The 22,536-nt window shown below is 73.9% G+C and carries 16 protein-coding genes; 14 read left to right on the top strand and 2 right to left on the bottom strand.

Annotated elements, in window-relative coordinates; translation table 11 throughout:
• Positions 1 to 841: 841 nt before the first annotated feature.
• The gene (locus AC02VZ_RS17800; protein WP_432057679.1) at positions 842 to 2,317 is read left to right on the top strand and encodes an MFS transporter; all 1,476 of its coding nucleotides are present in this window, start codon (positions 842 to 844) and stop codon (positions 2,315 to 2,317) included.
• 239 nt (positions 2,318 to 2,556) lie between these two features.
• On the opposite strand, the gene AC02VZ_RS17795 is transcribed toward AC02VZ_RS17800, so the two are convergent.
• Positions 2,557 to 3,150: a hypothetical protein gene (locus AC02VZ_RS17795; protein WP_432057678.1), complete on the bottom strand. Its 594-nt coding sequence runs from the start codon at positions 3,148 to 3,150 to the stop codon at positions 2,557 to 2,559.
• 326 nt (positions 3,151 to 3,476) lie between these two features.
• On the opposite strand from AC02VZ_RS17795, the gene AC02VZ_RS17790 reads away from it, so the two are divergent.
• The 12 genes from AC02VZ_RS17790 to AC02VZ_RS17735 all read left to right on the top strand — a co-directional run bounded on the left by AC02VZ_RS17790 (position 3,477) and on the right by AC02VZ_RS17735 (position 20,315).
• Positions 3,477 to 4,331, top strand: coding sequence for a bifunctional methylenetetrahydrofolate dehydrogenase/methenyltetrahydrofolate cyclohydrolase (locus AC02VZ_RS17790; RefSeq protein ID WP_432057677.1), 855 nt, complete (start codon positions 3,477 to 3,479; stop codon positions 4,329 to 4,331).
• Positions 4,332 to 4,599: 268 nt separating this feature from the next.
• A complete protein-coding gene (locus AC02VZ_RS17785; RefSeq protein WP_432057692.1) occupies positions 4,600 to 5,070 on the top strand; it encodes a DUF3017 domain-containing protein in 471 nt (156 codons plus the stop codon).
• Positions 5,071 to 5,716: 646 nt separating this feature from the next.
• Positions 5,717 to 6,877 carry a helix-turn-helix domain-containing protein gene (locus AC02VZ_RS17780; protein ID WP_432057676.1) on the top strand — a complete coding sequence of 387 codons (1,161 nt, stop codon included), beginning with the start codon at positions 5,717 to 5,719 and terminating at the stop codon, positions 6,875 to 6,877.
• Positions 6,878 to 7,419: 542 nt separating this feature from the next.
• Positions 7,420 to 8,409, top strand: a complete 990-nt coding sequence (locus AC02VZ_RS17775) for a malate dehydrogenase (protein ID WP_432057675.1) — start codon at positions 7,420 to 7,422, stop codon at positions 8,407 to 8,409.
• Between the two features lie 469 nt (positions 8,410 to 8,878).
• Positions 8,879 to 10,654, top strand: coding sequence for a hypothetical protein (locus tag AC02VZ_RS17770; RefSeq protein WP_432057674.1), 1,776 nt, complete (start codon positions 8,879 to 8,881; stop codon positions 10,652 to 10,654).
• On the top strand, positions 10,644 to 10,997 hold the full coding sequence (locus AC02VZ_RS17765) for a hypothetical protein (protein WP_432057673.1): 354 nt from the start codon (positions 10,644 to 10,646) through the stop codon (positions 10,995 to 10,997). Before AC02VZ_RS17770 ends, AC02VZ_RS17765 begins: the two co-directional genes overlap by 11 nt.
• Before the next feature lie 31 nt (positions 10,998 to 11,028).
• Complete coding sequence (locus AC02VZ_RS17760) at positions 11,029 to 12,210, top strand: hypothetical protein (RefSeq protein WP_432057672.1); 1,182 nt, start codon at positions 11,029 to 11,031, stop codon at positions 12,208 to 12,210.
• 227 nt (positions 12,211 to 12,437) lie between these two features.
• The gene (locus AC02VZ_RS17755; protein ID WP_432057671.1) at positions 12,438 to 13,958 is read left to right on the top strand and encodes an aldehyde dehydrogenase family protein; all 1,521 of its coding nucleotides are present in this window, start codon (positions 12,438 to 12,440) and stop codon (positions 13,956 to 13,958) included.
• 367 nt (positions 13,959 to 14,325) lie between these two features.
• Positions 14,326 to 15,858, top strand: a complete 1,533-nt coding sequence (locus tag AC02VZ_RS17750) for a GMC family oxidoreductase (RefSeq protein WP_432057670.1) — start codon at positions 14,326 to 14,328, stop codon at positions 15,856 to 15,858.
• Positions 15,855 to 17,111, top strand: coding sequence for a quaternary amine ABC transporter ATP-binding protein (locus tag AC02VZ_RS17745; RefSeq protein ID WP_432057669.1), 1,257 nt, complete (start codon positions 15,855 to 15,857; stop codon positions 17,109 to 17,111). The genes AC02VZ_RS17750 and AC02VZ_RS17745 overlap by 4 nt, the downstream gene beginning before the upstream one ends.
• Before the next feature lie 49 nt (positions 17,112 to 17,160).
• Positions 17,161 to 19,179, top strand: coding sequence for an ABC transporter permease (locus AC02VZ_RS17740; protein ID WP_432057668.1), 2,019 nt, complete (start codon positions 17,161 to 17,163; stop codon positions 19,177 to 19,179).
• Between the two features lie 128 nt (positions 19,180 to 19,307).
• Positions 19,308 to 20,315 carry an ABC transporter substrate-binding protein gene (locus tag AC02VZ_RS17735; protein WP_432057691.1) on the top strand — a complete coding sequence of 336 codons (1,008 nt, stop codon included), beginning with the start codon at positions 19,308 to 19,310 and terminating at the stop codon, positions 20,313 to 20,315.
• Positions 20,316 to 20,467: 152 nt separating this feature from the next.
• On the opposite strand, the gene AC02VZ_RS17730 is transcribed toward AC02VZ_RS17735, so the two are convergent.
• On the bottom strand, positions 20,468 to 21,004 hold the full coding sequence (locus tag AC02VZ_RS17730; RefSeq protein ID WP_432057667.1) for a carboxymuconolactone decarboxylase family protein: 537 nt from the start codon (positions 21,002 to 21,004) through the stop codon (positions 20,468 to 20,470).
• A gap of 47 nt (positions 21,005 to 21,051) precedes the next feature.
• On the opposite strand from AC02VZ_RS17730, the gene pdxR reads away from it, so the two are divergent.
• Positions 21,052 to 22,431 carry a MocR-like pyridoxine biosynthesis transcription factor PdxR gene (pdxR, locus tag AC02VZ_RS17725; RefSeq protein ID WP_476475822.1) on the top strand — a complete coding sequence of 460 codons (1,380 nt, stop codon included), beginning with the start codon at positions 21,052 to 21,054 and terminating at the stop codon, positions 22,429 to 22,431.
• Positions 22,432 to 22,536: the final 105 nt, after the last annotated feature.

The following is a 22,536-nucleotide window of genomic DNA, read 5'->3' as shown; positions in this document are numbered from 1 at the left end:
GCCATGCTCCGCGACGGCACGTTCTTCCAACCTCACACCGCCCCCCAAGCCACCTGAAACATCACCAATCAACCGACCCGCCCCTTGACGAAAGAGATAGGGGCACCCCCCCCCGCAGTATTCCGCCCGCCGTGTCCCGCCCGCTGCGTTCCGGCGGTCCTGCGGCGGGCGCGTGGCGATCCCGGTGCGATCCTGGTGCGGCTCCCGGCCGGTTCCCGCCCACCGGCGCGGCCCCCGTCGTCGGGCCTGCGCTGCCCCCGCCGCCGGGCCCAGGCCGCCGGCGCGAACGGGGCGTCTCACCGTGACTCACCGTCACTCGCCTTGACCCGCCCTGACTCGCCAGGACGCCTCAGTGCGCAAACCCCGGGCCTCTCGTGCCTGTTGGCGCGACCACTATGTTCCGCCCGCACTGGTGGGGCACCGGCGTCCGGCCGAGCCTGGAGCCATGTCCTCCATGGCGGTCACCCCGAAGTCCCCCACGGCACCGGCCCAACCGCGGCCTCGGCGTGCGGGATCCGGCCGGGTCACCACCGGCGTGGTGGCTGCCGTGACCGCCACACGCGGCTGCGGCGGCGTTCCGGCGCGGCCGGCCGCCGGCCCGGTCATCCCTCTCCGGAATCCGACGGCCCGCTCATCCGCACGACGGAAAGGCGAGGGGCACGAGGCGCAGCGCCGTGCCAACGGGAGGCGCAGCGCCGTGTCCACGGGCTGATCCGCCCTCCGTTCGGTCGCCGCCCTGCTCCCCGTCCCGTCCTGCCGTCCCCTTCTCTTTCCCTCCCCCCGGGGCTTTCGCGTCCCCGGGGCCTTCCGTCCCTCGATGTCCCTCACGAAAGGAACCGGCGTGTCCGGCATCCACTCGACACGGCCGCGTCGTCTGGGAGCGGTGCTCGCACTGCTCGCCTTCGCCCAGATGATCATCGCGATCGACTACAACATCGTCTTCGTCTCCCTGCCGGAGATCGGCTCGGACCTCGGCTTCGCCGCCCAGGACCTCCAGTGGGTGGTCTCCGCCTACGCCGTCGCCTTCGGCGGGTTCCTGCTGCTCGGCGGCCGGGCCACCGACCTCTTCGGCCGCCGGCGGATGTTCGTCCTCGGCCTCTTCCTGTACGCCGCGTCGTCCCTGGCGGGCGCGTTCGCCGAGGGGCCGTGGCTGCTCATCGTGGCCCGGGCCGTACAGGGCCTGGGCGGTGCCTTCCTCGCGCCGGCCACCCTGTCCCTGGTCACGACGCTCTTCGCGGAGGGGGCCGAGCGCAACCGTGCCCTGTCCGTCTGGGGCGGTGCCGGCGGCTCCGGCATGGTGCTCGGCTCCATCCTCGGCGGTCTGCTCACCGACACCTTCGGCTGGCCCTCGGTCTTCCACGTCAACGTGCTGCTGGCGGGTGCCGCCATGGCCGTGGCGATGTGGCTGCTGCCCGACGACACTGCGCGGGCGGACGGTGGCTTCGACCTGCCGGGCGCCGTCACCGGCACCCTCGGCTCCACCCTGTTCGTGTTCGCCCTCGTGCAGGGTCCGGAGGCGGGCTGGGGCTCCGGTCAGGTGCTGGCCGCGCTGGGCGTGGCCGTGGCCGCCTTCGCGCTGTTCCTGGTCATCGAGAGCCGCGGCGCGGCCCCGATGGTGCCGTTGCGGCTGTTCGGCAACCGCAACCTGTCGACCGGTGCCGGCATCACCTTCCTGTTCATGGCCACCTTCGGTGCGCTGGCCTACTTCCTCACCCAGTACTGGCAGGTCGTGCAGGGTCACAGCGCCTGGACCACGGGGTTCGCCTTCGTCCTGCCGTCCGGCAGTGTCCTCGTCGGCACCGTCGTGGGCGGCAGGTGGGCCACCAGGTTCGGGGTGCGCACCACCCTGTTCATCGGTCTGACCCTGGGGCTGGCGGGCACCGTCGTCCTCGCGCTGACGCTCGGCCGGGACGCCTCGTACGCTTCGATCGCGCCGGCGCTGCTGGTGCTCTCGCTGGGCCAGGGGATCGTGTTCACCACCATGTTCGCCGCGGCCACCACCGGGGTCCGGGCAGCCGACCAGGGCATCGGCTCCGGTATCGCGACGACCGGCCAGCAGATCGGCGGGGCCGTCGGTCTGGCCGTGCTGATCGCCGTCGCCGACGCGGCAGGCGGCGGCGGTCCCGCGGACACCGGGCAGCTGATGGACGGCGTCACCACCGCCACCTGGGCGATCGCCGCCGGTATCGCGCTGACGTTCCTGGTGGTGCTCAACCTCCGGAACCCGGCCGGGCGTGACGGCGCCGCCCCGGCCGACCTCGACGGGTCCGAGCCGGTCACGTCCGCCAAGCCCGCCCCGGCCACGCCGACCGCCTGAGCACTGCTCCGGATCGGACGGCGGTGCTCGGGGGACGCCGCTCGTGCGGCCCGCGTCGCTCGCGGTAGCGGGCGGGCCCCCAGGGCACGGCGGTCGGCGGAGGCGCGTCGACCGCGCGGTGCACGGCTGCTCTCCTGGGGCCCGGGCCAGGCCCATGCGGCTCCCGTGAGGAGCCCCCCGGTCGGCCCCGTGTGAGTGGTACGGGCGGGCCGGCGCGGGGAGCAACCGGCGCCCGGACGCTAGAACTTGGGCCGGTTGAACCAGGCGGCGCCGTTCCGGTTGGCGCAGTAGACGACGATCAGGATGCCCATCACCAGGCTGATCAGGGCGAAGACGTTGGCGCTCGCCAGGCTGATCAGACTGAACAGGATGGTGAAAGAGGCGTAGACGATCGCGGAGACGCGAATGCCGCCGCCGCCCGTGCCGAACTTCACCGCGGTGAGGATCGCCCACAGGGCGAAGGCGACCACGATCGCGCCGACCACGATCATGACACCGACGCCGATGCTGACGACCCGGTCGGCATCCTCGGCGGAGAGGTTCGGATCGCTGTTGGCGGCGTCCTCGAAGTACTCGGTGAACCAGCTGGAGGCGATCATCATGAACAGGCCGCCGACGACCTGCAGGCCGCCGAGGACGAACAGCATGACGCGGGCGGCCTTCACCGTGCCGGGCATCGGCATCTGCGCGGGCGGTGGACCGCCGTAGGCCGGCGCCGCCGGGTATCCGTAACCGCCCTGCTGCGGGGTGCCGGGGTACTGGGGATGGCCGTAGCCCTGCTGGGGCTGCTGGGGCGGCTGGCCGTAGGGGTTGTTCGGGTCGCCGAAACTCATGGCGGTCCTTCCTCCGTTGTCGCTCGTGCGGGGACGACGCGTGCACGGCTCGGAGGAAGTCCTGTGGATGCGGTCCGTCCCCCCGGTTCTGCCCGCGGCACTTCTGGGCTCATCGTTCTTGACCTTTCTCTTACTTGTCCAGCCGAGCGCGGCAGGTGTTGTGCAAGTGCAACATCGTCGATCATGTCCGGCCGCGCGGCGGAACGGCCCGGGACAAGGGCGGACGGGGAGGGCGGCGGTCGCGGTGTGCGCGTTCGCGGACGTTGCTGCCGTGCGTCGTCCGGGCTGATTGGAACCGGGGGCCTGTCATCCGGGAGGATGGGGTCATGACCGCCCAGATTCTCGATGGCAAGGCCACCGCAGCCGCGATCAAGTCCGATCTGACCGCCCGCGTGGCGGCGCTGAAGGAGAAGGGCGTCACGCCCGGCCTCGGCACGATCCTCGTCGGGGAGGACCCCGGAAGCCAGAAGTACGTCGCCGGCAAGCACCGGGACTGCGCGCAGGTCGGCATCGCCTCCATCCAGCGCGAGCTGCCGGCCACGGCCACGCAGGACGAGATCGAGGCGGTCGTCCGCGAGCTGAACGAGGACCCGGCCTGCACCGGTTACATCGTCCAGCTGCCGCTGCCCCGGGGCATCGACGAGAACCGCATCCTCGAACTGATGGACCCCGACAAGGACGCCGACGGCCTGCACCCGATGAACCTCGGGCGTCTCGTCCTCAACGAGCCGGCCCCGCTGCCCTGCACCCCGAACGGCGTGCTGACCCTGCTGCGCCGCTACGGCGTGGAGATCAAGGGGGCCGAGGTGGTGGTCGTCGGCCGCGGTGTCACCATCGGCCGCCCGATGCCGCTGCTGCTGACCCGGCGCAGCGAGAACGCCACGGTGACCCAGTGCCACACCGGTACCCGTGACCTGTCGGCCCACCTCAGGCGCGCGGACATCATCGTCGCCGCCGCGGGCAGCGCGCACCTGATCCGGGCGGAGGACGTCAAGCCGGGCGCGGCCGTGCTGGACGTCGGTGTCTCCCGCAGTGCCGAGGGGAAGATCGTCGGCGACGTCCACCCCGACGTGGCCCAGGTGGCCGGCTGGATCTCCCCGAACCCCGGCGGCGTCGGCCCGATGACCCGGGCCCAGCTGCTGGTCAACGTGGTCGAGGCGGCGGAGCGCAGTGTCGGCTGAGCGGAGCACCCGCGGCGCCGGGGAGCGGGTGCGCGACGCGGGCGACGAGCCCGTCGAGGACCACGCCGCGCACCCCGGCGCCCGTGAGGACGACCACCGGACGGAGACGGCCGGCGAACGCCCCGACGGCGGCTCCGGCGCGGAGGGTGAAGCCCTGGCGGACGGGGAGCGGGCCGGAGAGCCCCGGGCCGTCGAGGAGGACGGACCCGACGCCCGCGCGGAGGGGGAGCGGGCCGAGGAGCGCGAACAGGACGCCTCCGACGAAGAGATCTCCGACGAGGAGATCTCCGGCGAGGAGATCGTCGTGCGGGACCCCGTCAGCGCGCCCGACGCCCAGGGGCGGCCCCGGCGCGCCACCCGCCGCTTCCCGCTGTTCACCCGGGACACGGCGCGCCCCGAGGGCGGTGGCCGGGCGGCCGCGGGTGATGCCCCGGCGCCCGCCCGGCAGTGGCCGATCCTGGCCGTGCTGCTCCTGGTCGGGCTGGGGCTGCTGCTGACCGCGTCCGACCTGTTCCGGCTCGGCACCCTGCTGGTCGGGGTGGCGCTGCTCACCGGCGCCGTGCTGCGCTGGGTGGTGCCGGACGTCGGCATGCTCGCCGTGCGCTCCCGGTTCACGGACATCGTCACGTACGGGGTGCTCGGCACCGGGATCGTGGTGCTGGCGCTGATGGTCCAGCCGGATCCCAAGCTGCAGATCCCGTTCCTGAAGGACCTGCTGCACTTCACCGTCAGCGGTTAGCCGGCCCGCCGTTCGGGACGGTCCCGTCACCGCCGGTTCCCCGCGCCCTGATCCGGACGCCGGGGCTCGGCGCGTCGTACGGCGGCGGCCCGCCCTCACCCCCGTGAAAGGACGGGCCGCCGTCGGGAACAACCTTCCGGTACGGCGAACGGCCTGTTCAACGGGTGTGGTGCCGCTGTGGCACGGAAGTGACCGTTCCGCTACGCGCCCCGGATCCCCCGGACCGCCTCGCGACCTTCGTGTCCGGGCGGTGAGGGTGTGCGTCCGGGGTGCGGTGGGGAGGGCGCCAGGGCGGATGTTCCGAGCGGGGGCTCAGGTGTTCCCGAGGTGTTCGTGAGGTTTCCGTCCGGGCCCGAGACCGAGGGGCTGCGGTCGTCCCGTACCGGACAATGCGGAAATTGCGGGGCGTTCCGTGCGCTTGTGCCGGGTTCCGTTCGGAACAGGGGGCCGCCGGTGGGAGACTGGGTCCAAGCAAGTAGGCGTGCGAGGGTGCACGCCCGCGCCCTGACGCTCCCGTGCGCCCCCACCCCGGGAACTGAGATCCTCACTGGCGGCATCCCTGTGGGTAGCCAGAACCGGACTCGGCCAAAGGGCACCATGCGCGAGGGAAACACCAGCACGTACCGGGGGGAAGAGGGGGGAAGCAATGCCTCGTTGGAAGGCCTTGCCTGAGGAACTCGATCCGCAGATCAGGGAGTTCACCAGCCAGCTCAGGCGGGTGGTGGACCGCAGCGGCCTGAGCGTCGCGTCGGTCTCCGACCGGACGGGTTACAGCAAGACGTCCTGGGAGCGGTATCTCAACGGCCGGCTGCTCGCGCCCAAAGGCGCGATCGTGGCGCTGGCCGAGGTCACCGGCACCAACCCGACGCACCTCACCACCATGTGGGAGCTCGCCGAGCGTGCCTGGAGCCGCTCGGAGATGCGTCACGACATGACCATGGAGGCCATCCGGATCTCCCAGGCGCGCGCGGCGCTCAGCGAACTCGCCGGGCCCGGGAGCGGCGGCAGACCGCGCAAGGGCGGCGCCGCGGTCCGGCCGGGGGTCGCCGGTCCGGCCGGCGTCTCGCCGTCCGTTCCTCCGCAGCCGACCGCCTCGGACGTCCGGGACGCCGTCGGCGGGCCCGAGGGCGCCTCCGACGTCAACTCCTGGGGAGTCACCGGCCAGGGCGGGCCGTCGGCGCAGTACGGCCGTCCCGGTCATGGCGCCACGCCGCCCGCGGGGCGCGGGCGCGCCCCCGGCTCCTCCGGCGCGCACGGCGCACCGCCCGCGGGGGGCGCGGGGCGCGCGCGCTCGGGCGGCCCGGGTGGACCGGGCGGCAAGCGGCGCACCTGGACGTTCGTCGCGGGCGCCATCGGCGCCCTGGTGGTGGTCGCCGCCGGGCTCTACGTCACCGGCACCGAGGACGCCAAGGACAAGGACACCGTCGCCACGTCCCCGTCGCCCAGCGCGTCCGCCGACGCGAACCTGCCGCCCGGGGTCAAGTGCAGCGGTGACAGCTGCACGGGCAAGGACGCGGAGAACATGGGGTGCAGCGGCGACCTCGTGACCACGGCCAAGACGGCCACCGTCGGCACCGCCACCGTCGAGGTCCGCTACAGCGAGACCTGCGCCGCCGCCTGGGGGCGCATCACCCAGGCCGCCCAGGGCGACGCGGTCGAGATCAGCGCCGGCAAGGCCAAGCAGGCCAACGACATCACCGAGGCCGGCGACACCGTCACCTACACCGCGATGGTGGCCGTGAAGAACGCGGAACAGGCGAACGCCTGCGCGGTGCTGGCCTCCGGCGAGGAGGGCTGCACCGAGTGACGCGGCCGGGGCGCCGGCGGCCGGCCCGCCGGTGACGCGCCCCCGCGCCGGGTCCCGGCCCGGCCGGCGCCGTGGCTCCCCGGTGCCCGCCGGCGGGGCATGGGGGTCTCGAACGGGCTTCGTGGGGGATGTGTGGTGACGGGTATGGGCCGCCTCCGCCGGGGCAGGCGAACCAGTACCCCCACGGGAGCCGGCAGCGGTCCCCGACGGCGGCCGCCCCGGTCCCCCTCTCCCCGGACGGGCGGCCGCCTCTCTCCTTCGTGGGCCCGATCCGTGCGGGCACCGAAAGCCGCCGCTCACGCTGTGTGGACGACACCGTCGCTCTGTGGGGTGGGCCACAGAGAGCCCGGCCGTCCGGGTGGACGGATGCGCGATAGCCTGACCGCTGGATCTCTCTTGACGCCAAGAGATCGATCATCCGGCGGCGGTCCTCCCGTTCCGGTGATCGGTCGTCACGGCGGACGCCGGTCACGAGCCGGAAGCGGGATCCCGCACCCCGGGGCAGGGACCGCCCCACCGCCAGCTGTCATACGGAGAACGCCATGACCCGCACTCCCGTGAACGTCACCGTCACCGGCGCGGCCGGCCAGATCGGTTACGCCCTGCTCTTCCGCATCGCCTCCGGCCAGCTGCTCGGCGCGGACGTGCCGGTCAGGCTGCGCCTGCTGGAGATCACCCCGGCGCTCAAGGCGGCCGAGGGCACGGCCATGGAGCTGGACGACTGCGCGTTCCCGCTCCTGCAGGGCATCGACATCACGGACGACCCGAACGTGGCCTTCGACGGCGCCAACGTCGCGCTCCTCGTGGGTGCCCGTCCGCGCACCAAGGGCATGGAGCGCGGTGACCTCCTGGAGGCCAACGGCGGCATCTTCAAGCCGCAGGGCCAGGCCATCAACGCCCACGCCGCGGACGACATCCGCGTCCTGGTCGTCGGCAACCCGGCCAACACCAACGCCCTCATCGCCCAGGCCGCCGCGCCGGACGTGCCCGCCGAGCGGTTCACCGCGATGACGCGGCTGGACCACAACCGCGCGCTGACCCAGCTGTCGAAGAAGACCGGTGTCCCGGTCTCCGAGATCAAGAAGCTGACGATCTGGGGCAACCACTCCGCGACGCAGTACCCGGACATCTTCCACGCCACCGTCGCCGGCAAGAACGCCGCCGAGGTCGTCAACGACGAGAAGTGGCTGGCCGAGGACTTCATCCCGACCGTCGCCAAGCGCGGCGCCGCGATCATCGAGGCCCGCGGTGCGTCGTCGGCCGCGTCCGCCGCCAACGCCGCCATCGACCACGTGTACACCTGGGTCAACGGCACGGCCGAGGGCGACTGGGCCTCCATGGGCATCCCGTCGGACGGCTCCTACGGCGTGCCGGAGGGGCTCATCTCCTCCTTCCCGGTCACCGTCAAGGACGGCTCGTACGAGATCGTCCAGGGCCTGGAGATCAACGACTTCTCCCGGGCGCGCATCGACGCCTCCGTCAAGGAGCTGGAGGAGGAGCGCGAGGCGGTCCGCGGCCTCGGCCTCATCTGATCCGACGCGTCGCGGGGCCCCCGGGCCCGGCGCGCGACGCGTCCCCGCGGGTCCAGGCCCCCGCACCGGTTCCTTCCGGTGCGGGGGCCCGCTGTTCCGCCGACGGAGCGGGCATCGCGCGGAACCCGTGCACCGCGCGGAACCCGTGCACCGGGCGGAACCCGTGCAGCGGGCGGAACCCGTGCGCCGGGCGGAACGGACCCTCCGGGCGGCAGGCGGCAGGCGGCAGGCGGCAGGCGGCCGGCAGTCGGCAGGCGGCGGTGGCAATCAGCGGTCGGCAACCGGCAACCGGCAAGCGTCGGTCGGCGGTCCGTGGACGCGGCGCGGGAGGCCAGCCATGGCCAGAGGTTGACGCATATCACACGATGGCAATCTTGACATTCTGATTCCTGTCGTTCTCCTCCACCCTATATGCTGATGCACCTTCACCCCCGGGCCACCTCCGGCCCCATGCTCCCGAAGGATCGGCATGAGCACCGCTCCCGTGCCGCGACAGCCGCCGCACCCGCGCAGTCCCGCGCCCCCGGACCCGCCGCCCGTTCCGCCGCACAGCAGTGAGGCCACCCGGCTGATGTGCGCCGGGACCTACCAGGACGCCGCGTACCGCCGGCGCGTCATCGACGAGCTCTACGTCAAGGAGCACCACATCGCCGCGACCGCGCTCGGGCACGACGCGGCCCGGGTCCTCGCGCACGCGCTGCGGGCCCGGCGGGAGCACCTGAAGTGGTCCGCCGCCGTGCTGGCGCTCTGGGCGGTGGGCCTGCCGCTCAGCGGCGGGTTGCTGGCCGGGCCGCTGCTGGCGGGTCTGGTGCTCGCGCTCGCCCCCGGACGCAAGGACGGCCGCCCGGCCCCCGCCTACCGGCCGCTCGTCCTGGTCGTGGGGTGGATCCTGTTCGTGGCCGCCCTCGCCCTGCTGCTGGGCGTCGCGTTCGGGGGCGGTTCCTCGTCCGGGCCGGGATCCGCGGACGGTTCCGGGTCCTCCTACGGCACGTCCTCCCCGTACGGCGACGGTTCGTCGTCGTACTACGGCGGCTCGGGCGGGACGTCCGACTCGTCGGACGGACTGCCGTCGGTGCTCGGGGGTGGCGGAGCGGAGCCCTGGCAGGCCTGGATCGGGCTCGGGACGCTCGCCCTCGTCGGACTGTGCGCCGCCACCCGGCGGGAGCGGTACACCCGCGTCTTCGTCGAGGAACTGTCCGAGGGCGGCTTCACGGAACTCGCCGACGACCCCGCCGAGCGGGCCGCCGGCGAGCGGTTCCGGCGCGTGATGGAGCGCATTCGCCGGGAGCAGCACGCGCCGTTGGTCCTGTACGACGAGGCCGCTCCGTTCCGCGGAGCGGGAGCGCGGCGTGACACCTGGGTGCTCGCCGTCGAACTGCGGCCGGACCCCGACACCGCGCAGCAGCCGCTCAGCAACCGGGCCGTCCTGGACAAGGTCCGCCCGATGCTCGAACAGCTGCGGGTGCCCGCCGCGCACGCCGATCCGGCGCTCGTCCGTGACCGGTTGCGCCGGCTGGAGATCGACGAGTGCGTGTTCCTGCCCGTCGACGGGCTGGCCCGGCGTGACGAGGCGCCCCTGTCCGTGCGGGACTTCGAGCAGCACCGTGCGCGGGCCGTCGAGGAGGGCGGCGAGCGGCGGCGGCACTTCCTGCGCATCCGCGTCGGCGGGTGGGAGGAGGAACTGGTCGTCACCGTCTTCGTGCGGGTGCACACCCAGGGCGGCATGCTCATGCTGGAGATCGCCCCGCATGTGCTGTCCCCGGTGCGGGCCGCCTTCAAGGACGTGGAACGGGACGCGCTCCGGGCGCGCAGCGCCCCCGCGTTCGCCAGGGTGGCCACGGCACTCGGTGAGGTGCCCGCCTCGGCGGGCCCCGCGCTGGTCGCCCTGTGCCGGGGCGCGGCGGAGCAGTGGCGGCTGCTGACGGACGGTCACGCCGACCTGCCCCCCGAGGGACCCGAGGTGTCCGTGCGGGAACTGGCGGCGACCTCCGGGTCCACGTTCCAGACGATGGACGTGGACCGGTACCTGCGCAGCATCCAGGACCGCATCGGACGCGGTGTCCGCCGGGCCCTGGCCGAAGCGGGCTACGAGACCGGCGAGTTCGTACAGAAGATCGTCAACGTCAGCAACGGCGCCGTGCACATCGGCCGGGTCGAGGGGTCCACCTTCGCCGTCGGCGACCACGCCCGCGCCGGCCACCGCGGCCCGGGGCCGCAGAGAGGACCCAGCAGAGATGACACCTGAGGAGCCGGGCGTCCGGATCGGGAACGTCACGGGCAGTACCTTCGCCGTCGGCAGCCACGCCCGGGCGGTCGGCCACCACCACGCGCCGGACCGGGCGGACGACGGCGTCGAGGAACTTCTCCGGGCCGTCCGCGAACTGCGGGCGGATCTGGCCCGGGTGCGGCAGAGTGAGCAGACCGCACAGCTGGACGAGGCGCTGGCGGACACCGAGGACGAGATCGACCGGACCGGCGCGGTGGGCGAGCCCCGCCGCCGCAGGGTGCGGGAGCTCCTGACGGACGCCCAGGCCCTGACGGCGGTGCTGGCTTCGGCCGCTACCGTTGCGGGGCTGCTCGGCATGTGACGCGGGCGGCCAGCGAGACGAGGGGGATGCCATGACCGGGGGACCGCGGTACTGGAACGAGGACTCCCAGCGGTGGGAGGAGGCGGACGGGGACGGAGCCCCCGGCCCCGGGAGCGGAGCGCCGGGAGAGCCGGCGGCCGGCGAGGGCGGCCCCCCGGCGGTCGTGTGGCCCACGCCCACGGTGGTCTCCGCCGGGGACCCGGGCACCGGTCCCACCGCGCCGGGCGGCGGGGCCGCGGGCCCCGGCGCCCCGGGAGCGCCCGCGGCGGACGGCACCGGCGCCACCGCGGCCGGAACGCCGGCCGCGCCGGCCGCGCCCGACGTCTCGCCGTCCGCGCCGACCCTCACCGGTCTTCAGTGGCCCGGCCCGGTACCGCCCCCGCCCCCCGGCGGGGTCACCCCGCCGCCCTGGACGCCGGCCGACCCCTACCCCTCCGGATCCCACCCGCCGGGCACCCCGCTGCCCGCGCCCGGCCCGGGCGCCGGCCGGCGGCGCCTGTGGCTGGTGGTGGGCGGGGCCGCGGCCGTCGGCGTCACCCTGGGGCTGGTGGCCACCCTGGCCGCGCGGTCCGGGGGCGACACCGACGAGCGGGCGGACAAGCCGGCGGCCTCGGCGAGCCCGTCGCCGACGGCCGGGTCCCCGGAGGCCGGCCCGCAGGGGCAGCCGCCGTCCGCGCCGGACGGCGGCGGAACAGCCTCCGCACCGTCCCCGCTCGTCGGCGAACCGCCCGCCGGATACCGGCTGTTCACCGACCCCGAGGGCTTCACCATCATCCGCCCGGAGGGCTGGAGCCGTGAGGAGGTGAGCTCCAAGTACGGGATCGACGTGGTGAATTACTACAGCGCCGACCGCACCCGGCGGATCCAGGTGTTCGAGGTGTCCGAGGCGTCGCCCGCCGAGTCGCACGCGCTGTTCCTCTCGGACGCGGTGCAGAAGGCCCCGGGCTTCACCGAACTCTCCCTGACGGACGGCGGATCCGGCGACGACTCCGTGTCCCGGCTGGAGTACCTCGTCGACTCCCTCACCGGCCAGCCCGACGTCGGGCCGTGGCACGTGGTGGACGAGCGGTTCACCGCCGCCGACGGCAAGGTCTACGCCGTCGCCGCCTACGGGCCCGACGCGGAGGACCGGGAGAGCCGGCGGCAGTTGCTGCGGACGGCACTCGACGGTTTCTGCCCGCCGGGCACCACCTGCGTCGGCGGCGCCGGCTGACCGGGCCCGCCACCCGTTCCGCGCCCCGTGTCCGCCCCCGGGCCGTGACCGTCCGCTCACGGCCCGGGGGTTTCCTCCCCCGGTGTCCCCCTCATCCGTGACTCGGCGCACTTCCGGCCGGGAATCGCGCATGCTTTCGGCCTTCCGGGGCAGGTGCACCCGGTCCCATGCGACGGCATCCGTGCGACGCGTGGGCGGGCAACAGGAACGGAAGGCAGTCACCGATCATGGCGGACAAGACGGAACGCGAGGCGCGCGGCACGATCCACGCGGGGGGCGAGTGGCGGGCGGCGGTGTCCGGCGCCACGCGGGAGATCATCGACCCCGCCGACGCGCAGCCCTTCGCCGTGGTCGCGGAGGGCGACGAGAAGGACGTGGACCTGGCGGTGACCGCCGCGCGGCGCGCCTTCGACGAGGGCTCCTGGCCCGGCACCCCGGTCGCCGAACGGGCCGAACTGCTGCGCCGTGTCGCCGCACTGCTCACCCGCGACCGCGAGAGGCTGGGTCTGCTGGAGAGCCGGGACGCGGGGAAGACCGTGGAGGAGGGCCGCGTCGACATCGATTGTGTCGCCGACGCCTTCCGCTACTTCGCCGACCTGGTCGCGGGCGAGGCGCCCGGCCGGGTCGTGGACGCGGGCTCGCCCGACGTCCACAGCGTGGTCGTGCACGAGCCGGTCGGCGTCTGCGCCATGATCACACCGTGGAACTACCCACTGCTGCAGGCCAGTTGGAAGATCGCTCCGGCGCTGGCCGCGGGCAACACGTTCGTCGTCAAGCCCAGTGAGATCACCCCGCTGAGCACCGTCGCCCTCATCGACCTGCTGATCGAGGCCGGGCTGCCGGCCGGGGTGGCCAACATCGTCACCGGCCCCGGGCACACCGTCGGCGCCCGGCTGGCCGAGCACCCCGACGTGGACCTGGTGTCCTTCACCGGCGGGCTGGCCAGCGGCACCGAGGTCGCCCGGGCGGCGGCGCCGACCGTGAAGAAGGTCGCCCTCGAACTCGGCGGTAAGAACCCCAACGTGGTCTTCGCCGACGCCTGCGCCACCGACGAGGACTTCGACACCGCCGTCGACCAGGCCCTCAACGCGGCCTTCATCCACAGCGGCCAGGTCTGCTCGGCCGGTGCGCGGCTCATCGTCGAGGAGTCGGTCCGCGACCGCTTCGTCGCCGAACTCGCCCGCCGCGCCCAGCGGATCCGCCTCGGCCGGGGCACCGCGGAGGGCGTCGAGTGCGGCCCGCTGGTCTCCGCGCAGCAGCGCGACAAAGTCGAGGCGTACGTGGCCTCCGCGCTGGAGGAGGGCGCGGTGCTGCGCGCCGGCGGCAAGCGGCCCGAACCGTCCGACGACCGCCCCGCGGGCGGGTACTTCTACGAGCCGACCGTCCTCGACCACTGCCACCGCGAGATGCGCGTGGTGCGCGAGGAGGTCTTCGGACCGGTCGTCACCGTGGAGACCTTCCGCACCGAGGACGAGGCGGTCGCCCTCGCCAACGACACCGAGTACGGCCTGGCCGGGGCGGTGTGGACCACCGACGCGGGCCGTGCCCGGCGGGTGGCCGGCCGGCTGCGGCACGGCACGGTGTGGATCAACGACTTCCACCCCTACCTGCCGCAGGCGGAGTGGGGCGGCTTCGGCAAGAGCGGCGTGGGCCGCGAACTGGGCCCGGCCGGACTGGCCGAGTACCGCGAGACCAAGCACGTCTACCAGAACCTCGCGCCCAAGCCGGTGCGCTGGTTCGCGGGCTGAGCCACAGGCCACCCGCCGGTGGACCGGGCACCTCCGCCCAGTGCGACACACCACCCGCGTGACGCCCCGTGGCGCACCGCCGCGCGGGGCCGTCCGGCTCCGCCGCGGCGCGCCACGCTGCCGCCGTGTGCCGCCCGGTCACCCGACGCCCCGCGGGCCGTGACCCGGCCGGAGGGCGGCGGCGATCCGTTCCCGCCCCGCACGGCGACCGCCCGGCCGCCGTGCGCCGCCGTACCCGTGTCGGGCCGTGGCGCCGGCGGCCCGTGCCGGTGCCCGGCCGGCCCCTCTCTCCTTTCTCGACGCCCCGCGTCGACCCCGTCGTCCATTCCGTCCACCCGTCCCCAGTTCCCGGAGGAGTACCACTTCCATGCCAGAACACACCCACGCGTACGACTACGTCGTCATCGGCGGCGGCACGGCGGGTTCCGTCATCGCCTCGCGGCTGACCGAGGACCCGGACGTGACCGTCGCCGTCATCGAGGGCGGTCCCAGCGACGTCGGCCGCGACGACGTCCTGACCCTGCGCCGCTGGATGGGCCTGCTCGGCGGCGAACTGGACTACGACTACCCCACCACCGAGCAGCCGCGCGGCAACTCGCACATCCGGCACAGCCGCGCCCGGGTGCTCGGCGGCTGCTCCTCGCACAACACGCTCATCGCCTTCAAGCCGCTGCCGTCCGACTGGGACGAGTGGGAGCAGGCGGGCGCCCGCGGCTGGGGCGCGGTGCAGATGGAGGCGTACTACGCCCGGCTGAAGAACAACATCGTGCCGGTCGACGAGAAGGACCGGAACGCCATCGCCCGCGACTTCGTCGACGCGGCGCAGAAGGCCCTCGAAGTGCCCCGGATCGAGAGCTTCAACAAGAAGCCGTTCCAGGAGGGCGTCGGCTTCTTCGACCTCGCCTACCACCCGGAGAACAACAAGCGGTCCTCCGCGTCGGTGGCCTACCTGCACCCGGTGATGGACGAGCGGCCCAACCTGACGATCCTGCTGGAGACCTGGGCGTACCGGCTGGAACTCGACGGGACCCGCGCCACCGGCGTCCACGTCCGCACCAAGGACGGCGAGGAGATCCTGGTCTCCGCCCGCAACGAGGTGCTGCTGTGCGCGGGCGCCGTCGACTCGCCGCGGCTGCTGCTGCACTCGGGCATCGGGCCGCGCGCCGACCTGGAGGCGCTCGGCATACCCGTGGCGCACGACCTGCCCGGAGTCGGCGAGAACCTGCTGGACCACCCCGAGTCCGTGATCGTGTGGGAGACGGACGGGCCGATCCCGGACAACTCCGCGATGGACTCCGACGCCGGCCTGTTCGTGCGCCGCGACCCGGACCACGCGGGCCCGGACCTGATGTTCCACTTCTACCAGATCCCGTTCACCGACAACCCGGAGCGACTGGGCTACCGGCGGCCGGAGTTCGGCGTCTCGATGACCCCGAACATCCCCAAGCCGAAGTCCCGGGGCCGTCTCTACCTCACCAGCGCCGACCCCGAGGTCAAGCCGGCCCTCGACTTCCGCTACTTCACCGACGAGGACGACTACGACGGCCGCACCCTGGTCGACGGCATCCGCATCGCCCGCGAGATCGCCAAGACCGAACCGCTGGCCCACTGGCTCAAGCGTGAGGTCGCGCCCGGCCCGGACGTCACCGGTGACGAGGAGCTGAGCGAGTACGCCCGGAAGGTCGCCCACACCGTCTACCACCCGGCCGGCACCTGCAGGATGGGCGCCGTCGACGACGAACAGGCGGTAGTGGACCCCGAGTTGAGGATCCGCGGCCTGGAGGGCATCCGCATCGCGGACGCCTCCGTCTTCCCGACCATGACCGCCGTCAACCCGATGATCGCGGTGCTGATGGTCGGCGAGCGGGCCGTCGATCTGATCGGCGGGGATGCCCGATGAGCACCTCCACCCCCGCCGAGTCCGCCGAGCCCGTGACCCCCGCCGAGCCCGCCGCCCCGGCCGAGCCCGCGACCCCCGCCGAGCCCGCGACCCCGGCCGAGCCCGCGACCCCCGCCGAGCCCGCGACCCCGGCCGAGCCCGCGACCCCGGCCGAGTCCGCCGAGGCCACCGCCCCGTCCCCGGACACCCCGGCGGACGACGCGCCGGTCTTCCGCGTCCAGGGCCTGTGGAAGGTCTTCGGCCCGAAGGCCGAGCGGGTCCCCGCGGACCCCGAGCTCGCCGCGCTCGAACCCGCCGAACTGCGCGCCCGCACCGGCTGCACCGCCGCCGTGCGGGACGTGAGCTTCGACGTCCGCAGGGGCGAGGTCTTCGTCGTCATGGGCCTGTCCGGGTCCGGCAAGTCCACCCTGGTGCGCTGCCTGACCCGGCTCATCGAGCCGACCGCGGGCACCGTCGCCATCGACGGCGAGGACGTCCTCGCCATGGACAAGGCCCGGCTGCGCGCCCTGCGCCGGCACCGCGCCGCCATGGTCTTCCAGCACTTCGGCCTGCTGCCGCACCGCACCGTCCTCGACAACGTCGCCTACGGCCTGGAGATCCAGGGCATGGGCAAGGCGGAACGCCGTGAGCGGGCCGCCGAGGTGGTCGCGAAGGTCGGCCTGGAGGGCATGGAACAGCGCAGACCCGCCCAGCTGTCCGGCGGCCAGCAGCAGCGCGTCGGCCTGGCCCGCGCCCTCGCCGTCGACCCCGAGGTGCTCCTCTTCGACGAGCCGTTCAGCGCCCTCGACCCGCTGATCCGGCGGGACATGCAGGAGGAGGTCACCCGGCTGCACCGCGAGGAGGGCCGCACGATGGTCTTCATCACCCACGACCTCCAGGAAGCCCTCCGGCTCGGTGACCGGATCGCGCTGATGCGCGACGGACGCGTGGTGCAACTGGGCACCCCCGAGGAGATCGTGGGCGCGCCCGCCGACGACTACGTCCGCGACTTCGTCCGGGACGTCCCGCGCGACCAGGTCATGACCGTCCGCAGCGCGATGACCCCCGGCGACTGCGGCGGCCCCGACCACCCGGGGGCCCTCGCCCCCGACACGGTCGTCTCCGTCGCCGTCGAGACCGTCGCCCGCACGGGGCGGGCCGCCTGCGTCGTGGAGGACGGCCGCTGCCTGGGCCGGGTCGACCACGTGGATCTGCTGAAGGTCGTCGCCGGCCTGGACCGGGGCCCGAGCCTGGCGAAGGAGGCCGTGCGATGAGCACCTGCGTCAGAGCCACGGCCGCCCGAGCAGCGCGGGGGTGCGGCGGATGAGTGCCGTGACCACTCCGGCGCCGCCCTCACCGCCCGTGGAACCGGCCGAGGAGCAGGCAACGCCGACGCTGCGCTCCCGTACGGTCCACCCGCTGGTGCGCCGCCTGATCCCGCTCGCGGTCGCCGCGGCCGTGCTCGTGCCGGTCGCGGTGGCCCTGTGGGGCAGCGGAACCTGGCCCGCCGCACTCACCGTCGACGTCAAGACCCCGCTGGACGACGCCTACTCCTGGGTCGTGCGCAACCGGGACACCAACCCCGTCTTCCTCTACTTCCTGCTCCACCTGAGCAACTGGTCCGACGACTCCGTCGGCTGGATGACGGCCCTGCTGGTCGACGTCGGCTGGTTCCCGGTGACGCTGATCGCCGTCCTGGTCTCGTGGCGCATCGGCGGCCTGCAGAGCCGGCGCGGCCTCAAGCTGGCCGGCGTCACCCTGGGCTGCTTCGCGCTGTGCGGGGTGCTCGGCATGTGGGAAGCCACCATGGAGACCCTCGCCCTGATGGCGATCGCGGTCGCGGTGTCCGCGGTCGTCGGCGGGCTGCTGGGCCTGGGCGGCGGCCTGTCCGACCGCTTCCAGCGGGTACTGCGCCCGGTACTGGACACCATGCAGATCATGCCGGCGTTCGCCTATCTGCTGCCGCTGGTGCTGCTGTTCGGCATCGGTGTGCCGTCCGCGCTGATCGCCACGATCATCTACGCGGCCCCGCCCATGGCCCGGCTCACCGCGCTCGGCCTGCGCGGTGCCGACCCGGGCGTGATGGAGGCGGCCCAGTCGCTGGGCGCGAGCCCCGCGCAGCGGCTGCTGACCGCGCGGCTGCCCCTGGCCCGCAAGGAGATCCTGCTCGGCCTCAACCAGACGATCATGATGGCCCTGTCCATGGTCACCATCGCCTCCGTGGTCGGCGCCGGCGGCCTGGGCGAGGAGGTCTTCCAGGCCCTGTCCACCGTGGACGTCGGCAGGGCGCTCGCCGCGGGCATCCCCATCGTGCTGCTGGCGGTCTGGCTGGACCGCACCACCGCGGCCGCCGGTGACCGTCTCGGTGAGGGCCCCGGCCCGTCGCCCGTCCCGCTGCTGCACGGCTGGGCCGGCTGGGGCCTGACGGCGGCCGTGGCCACGGTGGTCTCCGCGGTGGGCTTCCTCCTGCTCATCGAGGAGTGGCCCGAGCCGTGGACGGTGAACATCTCCCGGCCCGTCAACCGGGCCATGGACTGGTTCACCGGCCACCTCGCCGAGGGCGTGCCCGTCCTGGGCGGCACCCGCACCTGGGCCGACGGCTTCACCACCTGGGTGCTCGACCCGATCCGGTCCGGTCTGACCGGCACCCCGTGGTGGGTCCTGGTCCTGGTCGCCGCGGTGCTCGGCCTCCTCGCCGGCGGCTGGGGCGCCATGGCCACGGCCACCGCGGCCATGGCCGGGGTCGGCGTCATCGACGTGTGGAACAGGTCCCTCGACACGCTGTCGCAGGCCGTCGCGGGCGTCGTCGTCACCCTGGTCCTCGGCTTCCTGATCGGCGTGCTCGCCGCCCGGGTGCCGGTGGTGGAACGGCTGCTGCGGCCGGTGCTCGACACCATGCAGACCCTGCCGCAGTTCATCTACCTGATCCCGGTGGTCGCCCTGTTCAACGTGGGGCGCTCGGCCGCGGTCGCCGCCGCGGTGCTCTACGCGCTGCCCGCCGTCGTCCGGATCACCGTGCAGGGCCTGCGCCAGGTGGACCCCGCCGCGCTGGAGGCGTCCCGCTCGCTGGGCGCGGGCACCTTCCAGCAGATCCGCCAGGTCCAGGTGCCGCTGGCCCGCCCGGCGCTGATGCTCGCCCTCAACCAGGGCGTCGTCCTCGTCCTCGCCATGGTCATCGTCGGCGGCTTCGTCGGCTCCGGTGCCCTCGGCTACGACGTCGTCTACGGGCTCCAGAAGAGCGACCTGGGCACCGGCCTCACCGCCGGCGTCGCCATCGTGCTGCTCGGCCTGGTCCTGGACCGCACCACCCAGCGCACCCGCGCGGCCACCGGCACGCCCTGAACCCCCCACCCGGCCCGGCGCGGGCCGCGGGGCGAACCCCCGCACCCGCGCCGGACCGCGGCACCGTACGCCCCTCGCAAGAGGGGTCCGTCCCCCTCGCGACAGAAACGAGAGAACGCACCATGCGCATGAAGAACGAGCACTCCACCGGCCGGAAGAACACCACGGCCGGCGGCGGGAGAACGCGCCTCGTCCGCGCGGCGGGCGCCGCCGCCGTCGTCCTCGGCCTGACCGGGGTGAGCGCCTGCGCCGCCGCCGACACCGGTTCGTCGTCCTCGGCCGGGGGCTCCTCCGGCAAGGTCACCATCGCCGTGCCGTCCTGGGTCGGCGCGGAGGCCAACGGCGCCGTCGCCAAGTACATCCTCGAGAACGAGCTGGACACCGAGGCCGAGCTCAAGCAGCTCGACGAGTCGGTCGCCTTCGACGCCCTGCACAGCGGCAAGGTCGACGCCATCATGGAGGACTGGGGCGGCGCGCCGAAGAAGGTGCAGCTGTACGTCGAGGAGAACAAGACCGTCGTCGAGGGCGGCGACCTCGGCGTCGTCGGCCACATCGGCTGGTTCGTGCCGAAGTACCTGGCCGACAAGCACCCGGACATCACGGACTGGAAGAACCTCAACAAGTACAAGGACCTGTTCAAGACCGCGGAGAGCGGCGACAAGGGCCAGCTGCTCGAGGGTTCCCCGTCGTACACCACCAACGACGACGCGATCATCAAGAACCTCGACCTGGAGTACAAGACGGTCTACGCCGGCTCCGAGGCCGCCCAGATCACCCAGATCAGGGAGAACTACAAGGCCAAGAAGCCCTTCATCAGCTACTGGTGGACCCCGCAGTGGCTGAACGCCGACATCGACATGGTCGAGGTGAAGCTGCCCGAGCACAAGGAGGGCTGCGACGCCGACCCGGAGAAGGTGGCCTGCGCCTACCCGGAGACCCCGCTGCAGAAGTACTTCAACGCGGACTTCGCCGACAACGGCGGTGACGCCGCGAAGTTCCTGAAGAACTTCACGTGGACCGCGGACGAGCAGAACGAGGTCGCCGCGATGATCGCGGGCCAGAAGATGAGCTCGGAGGCGGCGGCCGAGAAGTGGGTCAAGGCCAACAAGGACGTCTGGGAGAAGTGGCTGCCCTGACCGGACGCCCGCCCGTCCCTCACCGGCACCCGGCGGGTCCCGGCAGCGCCCCCGTGGCACGCTGCCGGCACCGCACGGACGGCCCCGCACGGACGGCCCCCGCGACCTCGGCGTCGCGGGGGCCGTCCGCGCTCACCCGTACCGACGGGGTGTCAGTGCCGCTGCCCCGGCCGGTAGTGGCCCGGCGTCAGCCGGCACGTCACGCCGAACCGGTTCCACGCGTTGATCACCGTGATCGCGGCGACGAGCTGCGCCAGCTCGGCCTCCCCGAAACGGGCGGCGGCCCGTCGGTACACCTCGTCCGGCACGAAGCCGTCGGTCAGCACGGTCACGGCCTCCGTCAGTTCGATCGCCGCGAGCTCCCGCTCCGTGTAGAAGTGCGGCGACTCCTCCCAGGCCGCGAGCTGCACGATCCGCTCCACGCTCTCGCCCGCCGCCAGCGCGTCCTTGGAGTGCATGTCCAGGCAGAAGGCGCACTGGTTGAGCTGCGAGGCGCGGATCTTCACCAGCTCCAGCAGCTTCGGGTCGAGCCCCTTCCGGGCCGCCGCGTCCAGCCGCACCATCGCCTTGTACACGTCCGGCACCAGGGACGCCCAGTCCAGGCGGGGCGCGGGCTCCGGCGCGTACGCCGCGTCCTCGGTGCCGTCGGTGGAGCCGGGGGTCGTGCTCTGCTTCGCTGTGGTCGTCATGACGGCGAGCCTACGAGCCGAGCGGCCCAGGAGTAGGGTCCATTCCCATGGCGAAACCCTGGGCCACTTACGGCGTCGACCTGCACCTCGAACGCAGCGGGCCCGGACTGCGCCGCGGCCTGACCGACGCCCTGCGCGACGCCATCCGCACCGGCCGCCTCGCCCCCGGCACCCGGCTGCCCTCCTCCCGCTCGCTCGCCGCCGACCTGGGCGTCGCCCGCAACACCGTCGCCGACGCCTACGCCGACCTGGTGGCCGAGGGCCGCCTCACCGCGCGGCAGGGCTCCGGCACCCACGTCGCCGACCGCGCCGTACCCCGGCCGCCCGCCCGCAGGGCCCCCGCGCGCCCGCCCGGACGGCTCCCGCACGACCTCGTCCCCGGCACCCCCGACCTCGCCTCCTTCCCCCGCACCGCCTGGCTGCGGGCCACCCGCCGCGCCCTGGCCGCCGCCCCCCACGACGCCTTCGGCTACGGCGACCCGCGCGGCCGGCCGGAACTGCGCGAAGCCCTGGCGGACTACCTCGCGCGGGCCCGCGGCGTGCGCGCCGACCCGGAGAACATCGTGGTCTGCGCCGGCTTCGCCGACGGCCTGCGCCTGCTCACCGGGGTCCTGCGGGCCCGGGGCGCGCACACCCTGGCCGTGGAGTCCTACGGGCTGGACGCCCACTGGGACCTCGTGGAACGGGCCGGCACCCGCACCGTGCCGCTGCCCTCCGACGCGCACGGCCCCCTGGTCGCCGGGAGCGACACGGGCGCCGTCCTGCTCAACCCGTCCCACCAGTTCCCGCTCGGCGGCGCCCTGCCTCCCGCCCGCCGGGCCGAGGTGGTCGACTGGGCCCGGCGGACCGGCGGCCTGGTCCTGGAGGACGACTACGACGGCGAGTTCCGCTACGACCGCCAGCCCGTCGGCGCCCTCCAGGACCTCGACCCCGGTCACGTGGTGTACCTCGGCACGGCCAGCAAGTCCCTCGCCCCCGGCCTCCGCCTCGGTTGGACGGTCCTGCCTCCCTCCCTGGTGCCGGAGGTCACCGCCCACGGCGGGGCCGGCTCCGTCGGCGTGGTCGACCAGCTCGTGCTCGCCGACTTCCTGACCTCCGGCGCCTACGACCGCCACGTCCGCGCCGCCCGCCTGCGCTACCGCCGGCGCCGTGACGCCCTGGTCGAGGCGCTCGCCACCCGCGCCCCGGACGTCCGGGTCACCGGCATCGCCGCCGGGCTGCACGCCGTCCTGCGGCTGCCGCCGGGCACCGAGCCGTCGGTGGTGCGCGCCGCGACCTGGCAGGGCCTTCGGGTCCTCGGGCTCGGCCGCTTCCGCCACCCCGCCGCCACGGACACCCCCGTGGACGGCCTCGTCGTCGGCTACGCCACCCCGCCCGACCACGCCTGGGCGGGCGCACTGGAGGCGCTCTGCAAGGCTCTGCCCTGACCGGGGGTGTGCCGACGGGCGGTGCCGGGACCGGGGGTGTGTGGACCTGCGGTGTCCGGACCGGCCTGGTCCTGGTCGGCGGGGTGCGGACCTGCGGTGCACTGG

The sequence above is a fragment of the Streptomyces sp. 3-6 genome (assembly GCF_056323165.1).
This window is presented reverse-complemented; position numbering and strand designations above follow the sequence as displayed.

Bases quoted from the DNA above. Each gene is read 5' to 3' on its own strand.
- AC02VZ_RS17730 (WP_432057667.1), bottom strand. From the start codon at position 21,004: ATGACGACCACAGCGAAGCAGAGCACGACCCCCGGCTCCACCGACGGC.
- pdxR (WP_476475822.1), top strand. From the start codon at position 21,052: ATGGCGAAACCCTGGGCCACTTACGGCGTCGACCTGCACCTCGAACGC.
- AC02VZ_RS17790 (WP_432057677.1), top strand. From the start codon at position 3,477: ATGACCGCCCAGATTCTCGATGGCAAGGCCACCGCAGCCGCGATCAAG.
- AC02VZ_RS17795 (WP_432057678.1), bottom strand. From the start codon at position 3,150: ATGAGTTTCGGCGACCCGAACAACCCCTACGGCCAGCCGCCCCAGCAG.
- AC02VZ_RS17760 (WP_432057672.1), top strand. From the start codon at position 11,029: ATGACCGGGGGACCGCGGTACTGGAACGAGGACTCCCAGCGGTGGGAG.
- AC02VZ_RS17745 (WP_432057669.1), top strand. From the start codon at position 15,855: ATGAGCACCTCCACCCCCGCCGAGTCCGCCGAGCCCGTGACCCCCGCC.
- AC02VZ_RS17755 (WP_432057671.1), top strand. From the start codon at position 12,438: ATGGCGGACAAGACGGAACGCGAGGCGCGCGGCACGATCCACGCGGGG.
- AC02VZ_RS17765 (WP_432057673.1), top strand. From the start codon at position 10,644: ATGACACCTGAGGAGCCGGGCGTCCGGATCGGGAACGTCACGGGCAGT.
- AC02VZ_RS17780 (WP_432057676.1), top strand. From the start codon at position 5,717: ATGCCTCGTTGGAAGGCCTTGCCTGAGGAACTCGATCCGCAGATCAGG.
- AC02VZ_RS17740 (WP_432057668.1), top strand. From the start codon at position 17,161: ATGAGTGCCGTGACCACTCCGGCGCCGCCCTCACCGCCCGTGGAACCG.
- AC02VZ_RS17735 (WP_432057691.1), top strand. From the start codon at position 19,308: ATGAAGAACGAGCACTCCACCGGCCGGAAGAACACCACGGCCGGCGGC.
- AC02VZ_RS17770 (WP_432057674.1), top strand. From the start codon at position 8,879: ATGAGCACCGCTCCCGTGCCGCGACAGCCGCCGCACCCGCGCAGTCCC.
- AC02VZ_RS17750 (WP_432057670.1), top strand. From the start codon at position 14,326: ATGCCAGAACACACCCACGCGTACGACTACGTCGTCATCGGCGGCGGC.
- AC02VZ_RS17775 (WP_432057675.1), top strand. From the start codon at position 7,420: ATGACCCGCACTCCCGTGAACGTCACCGTCACCGGCGCGGCCGGCCAG.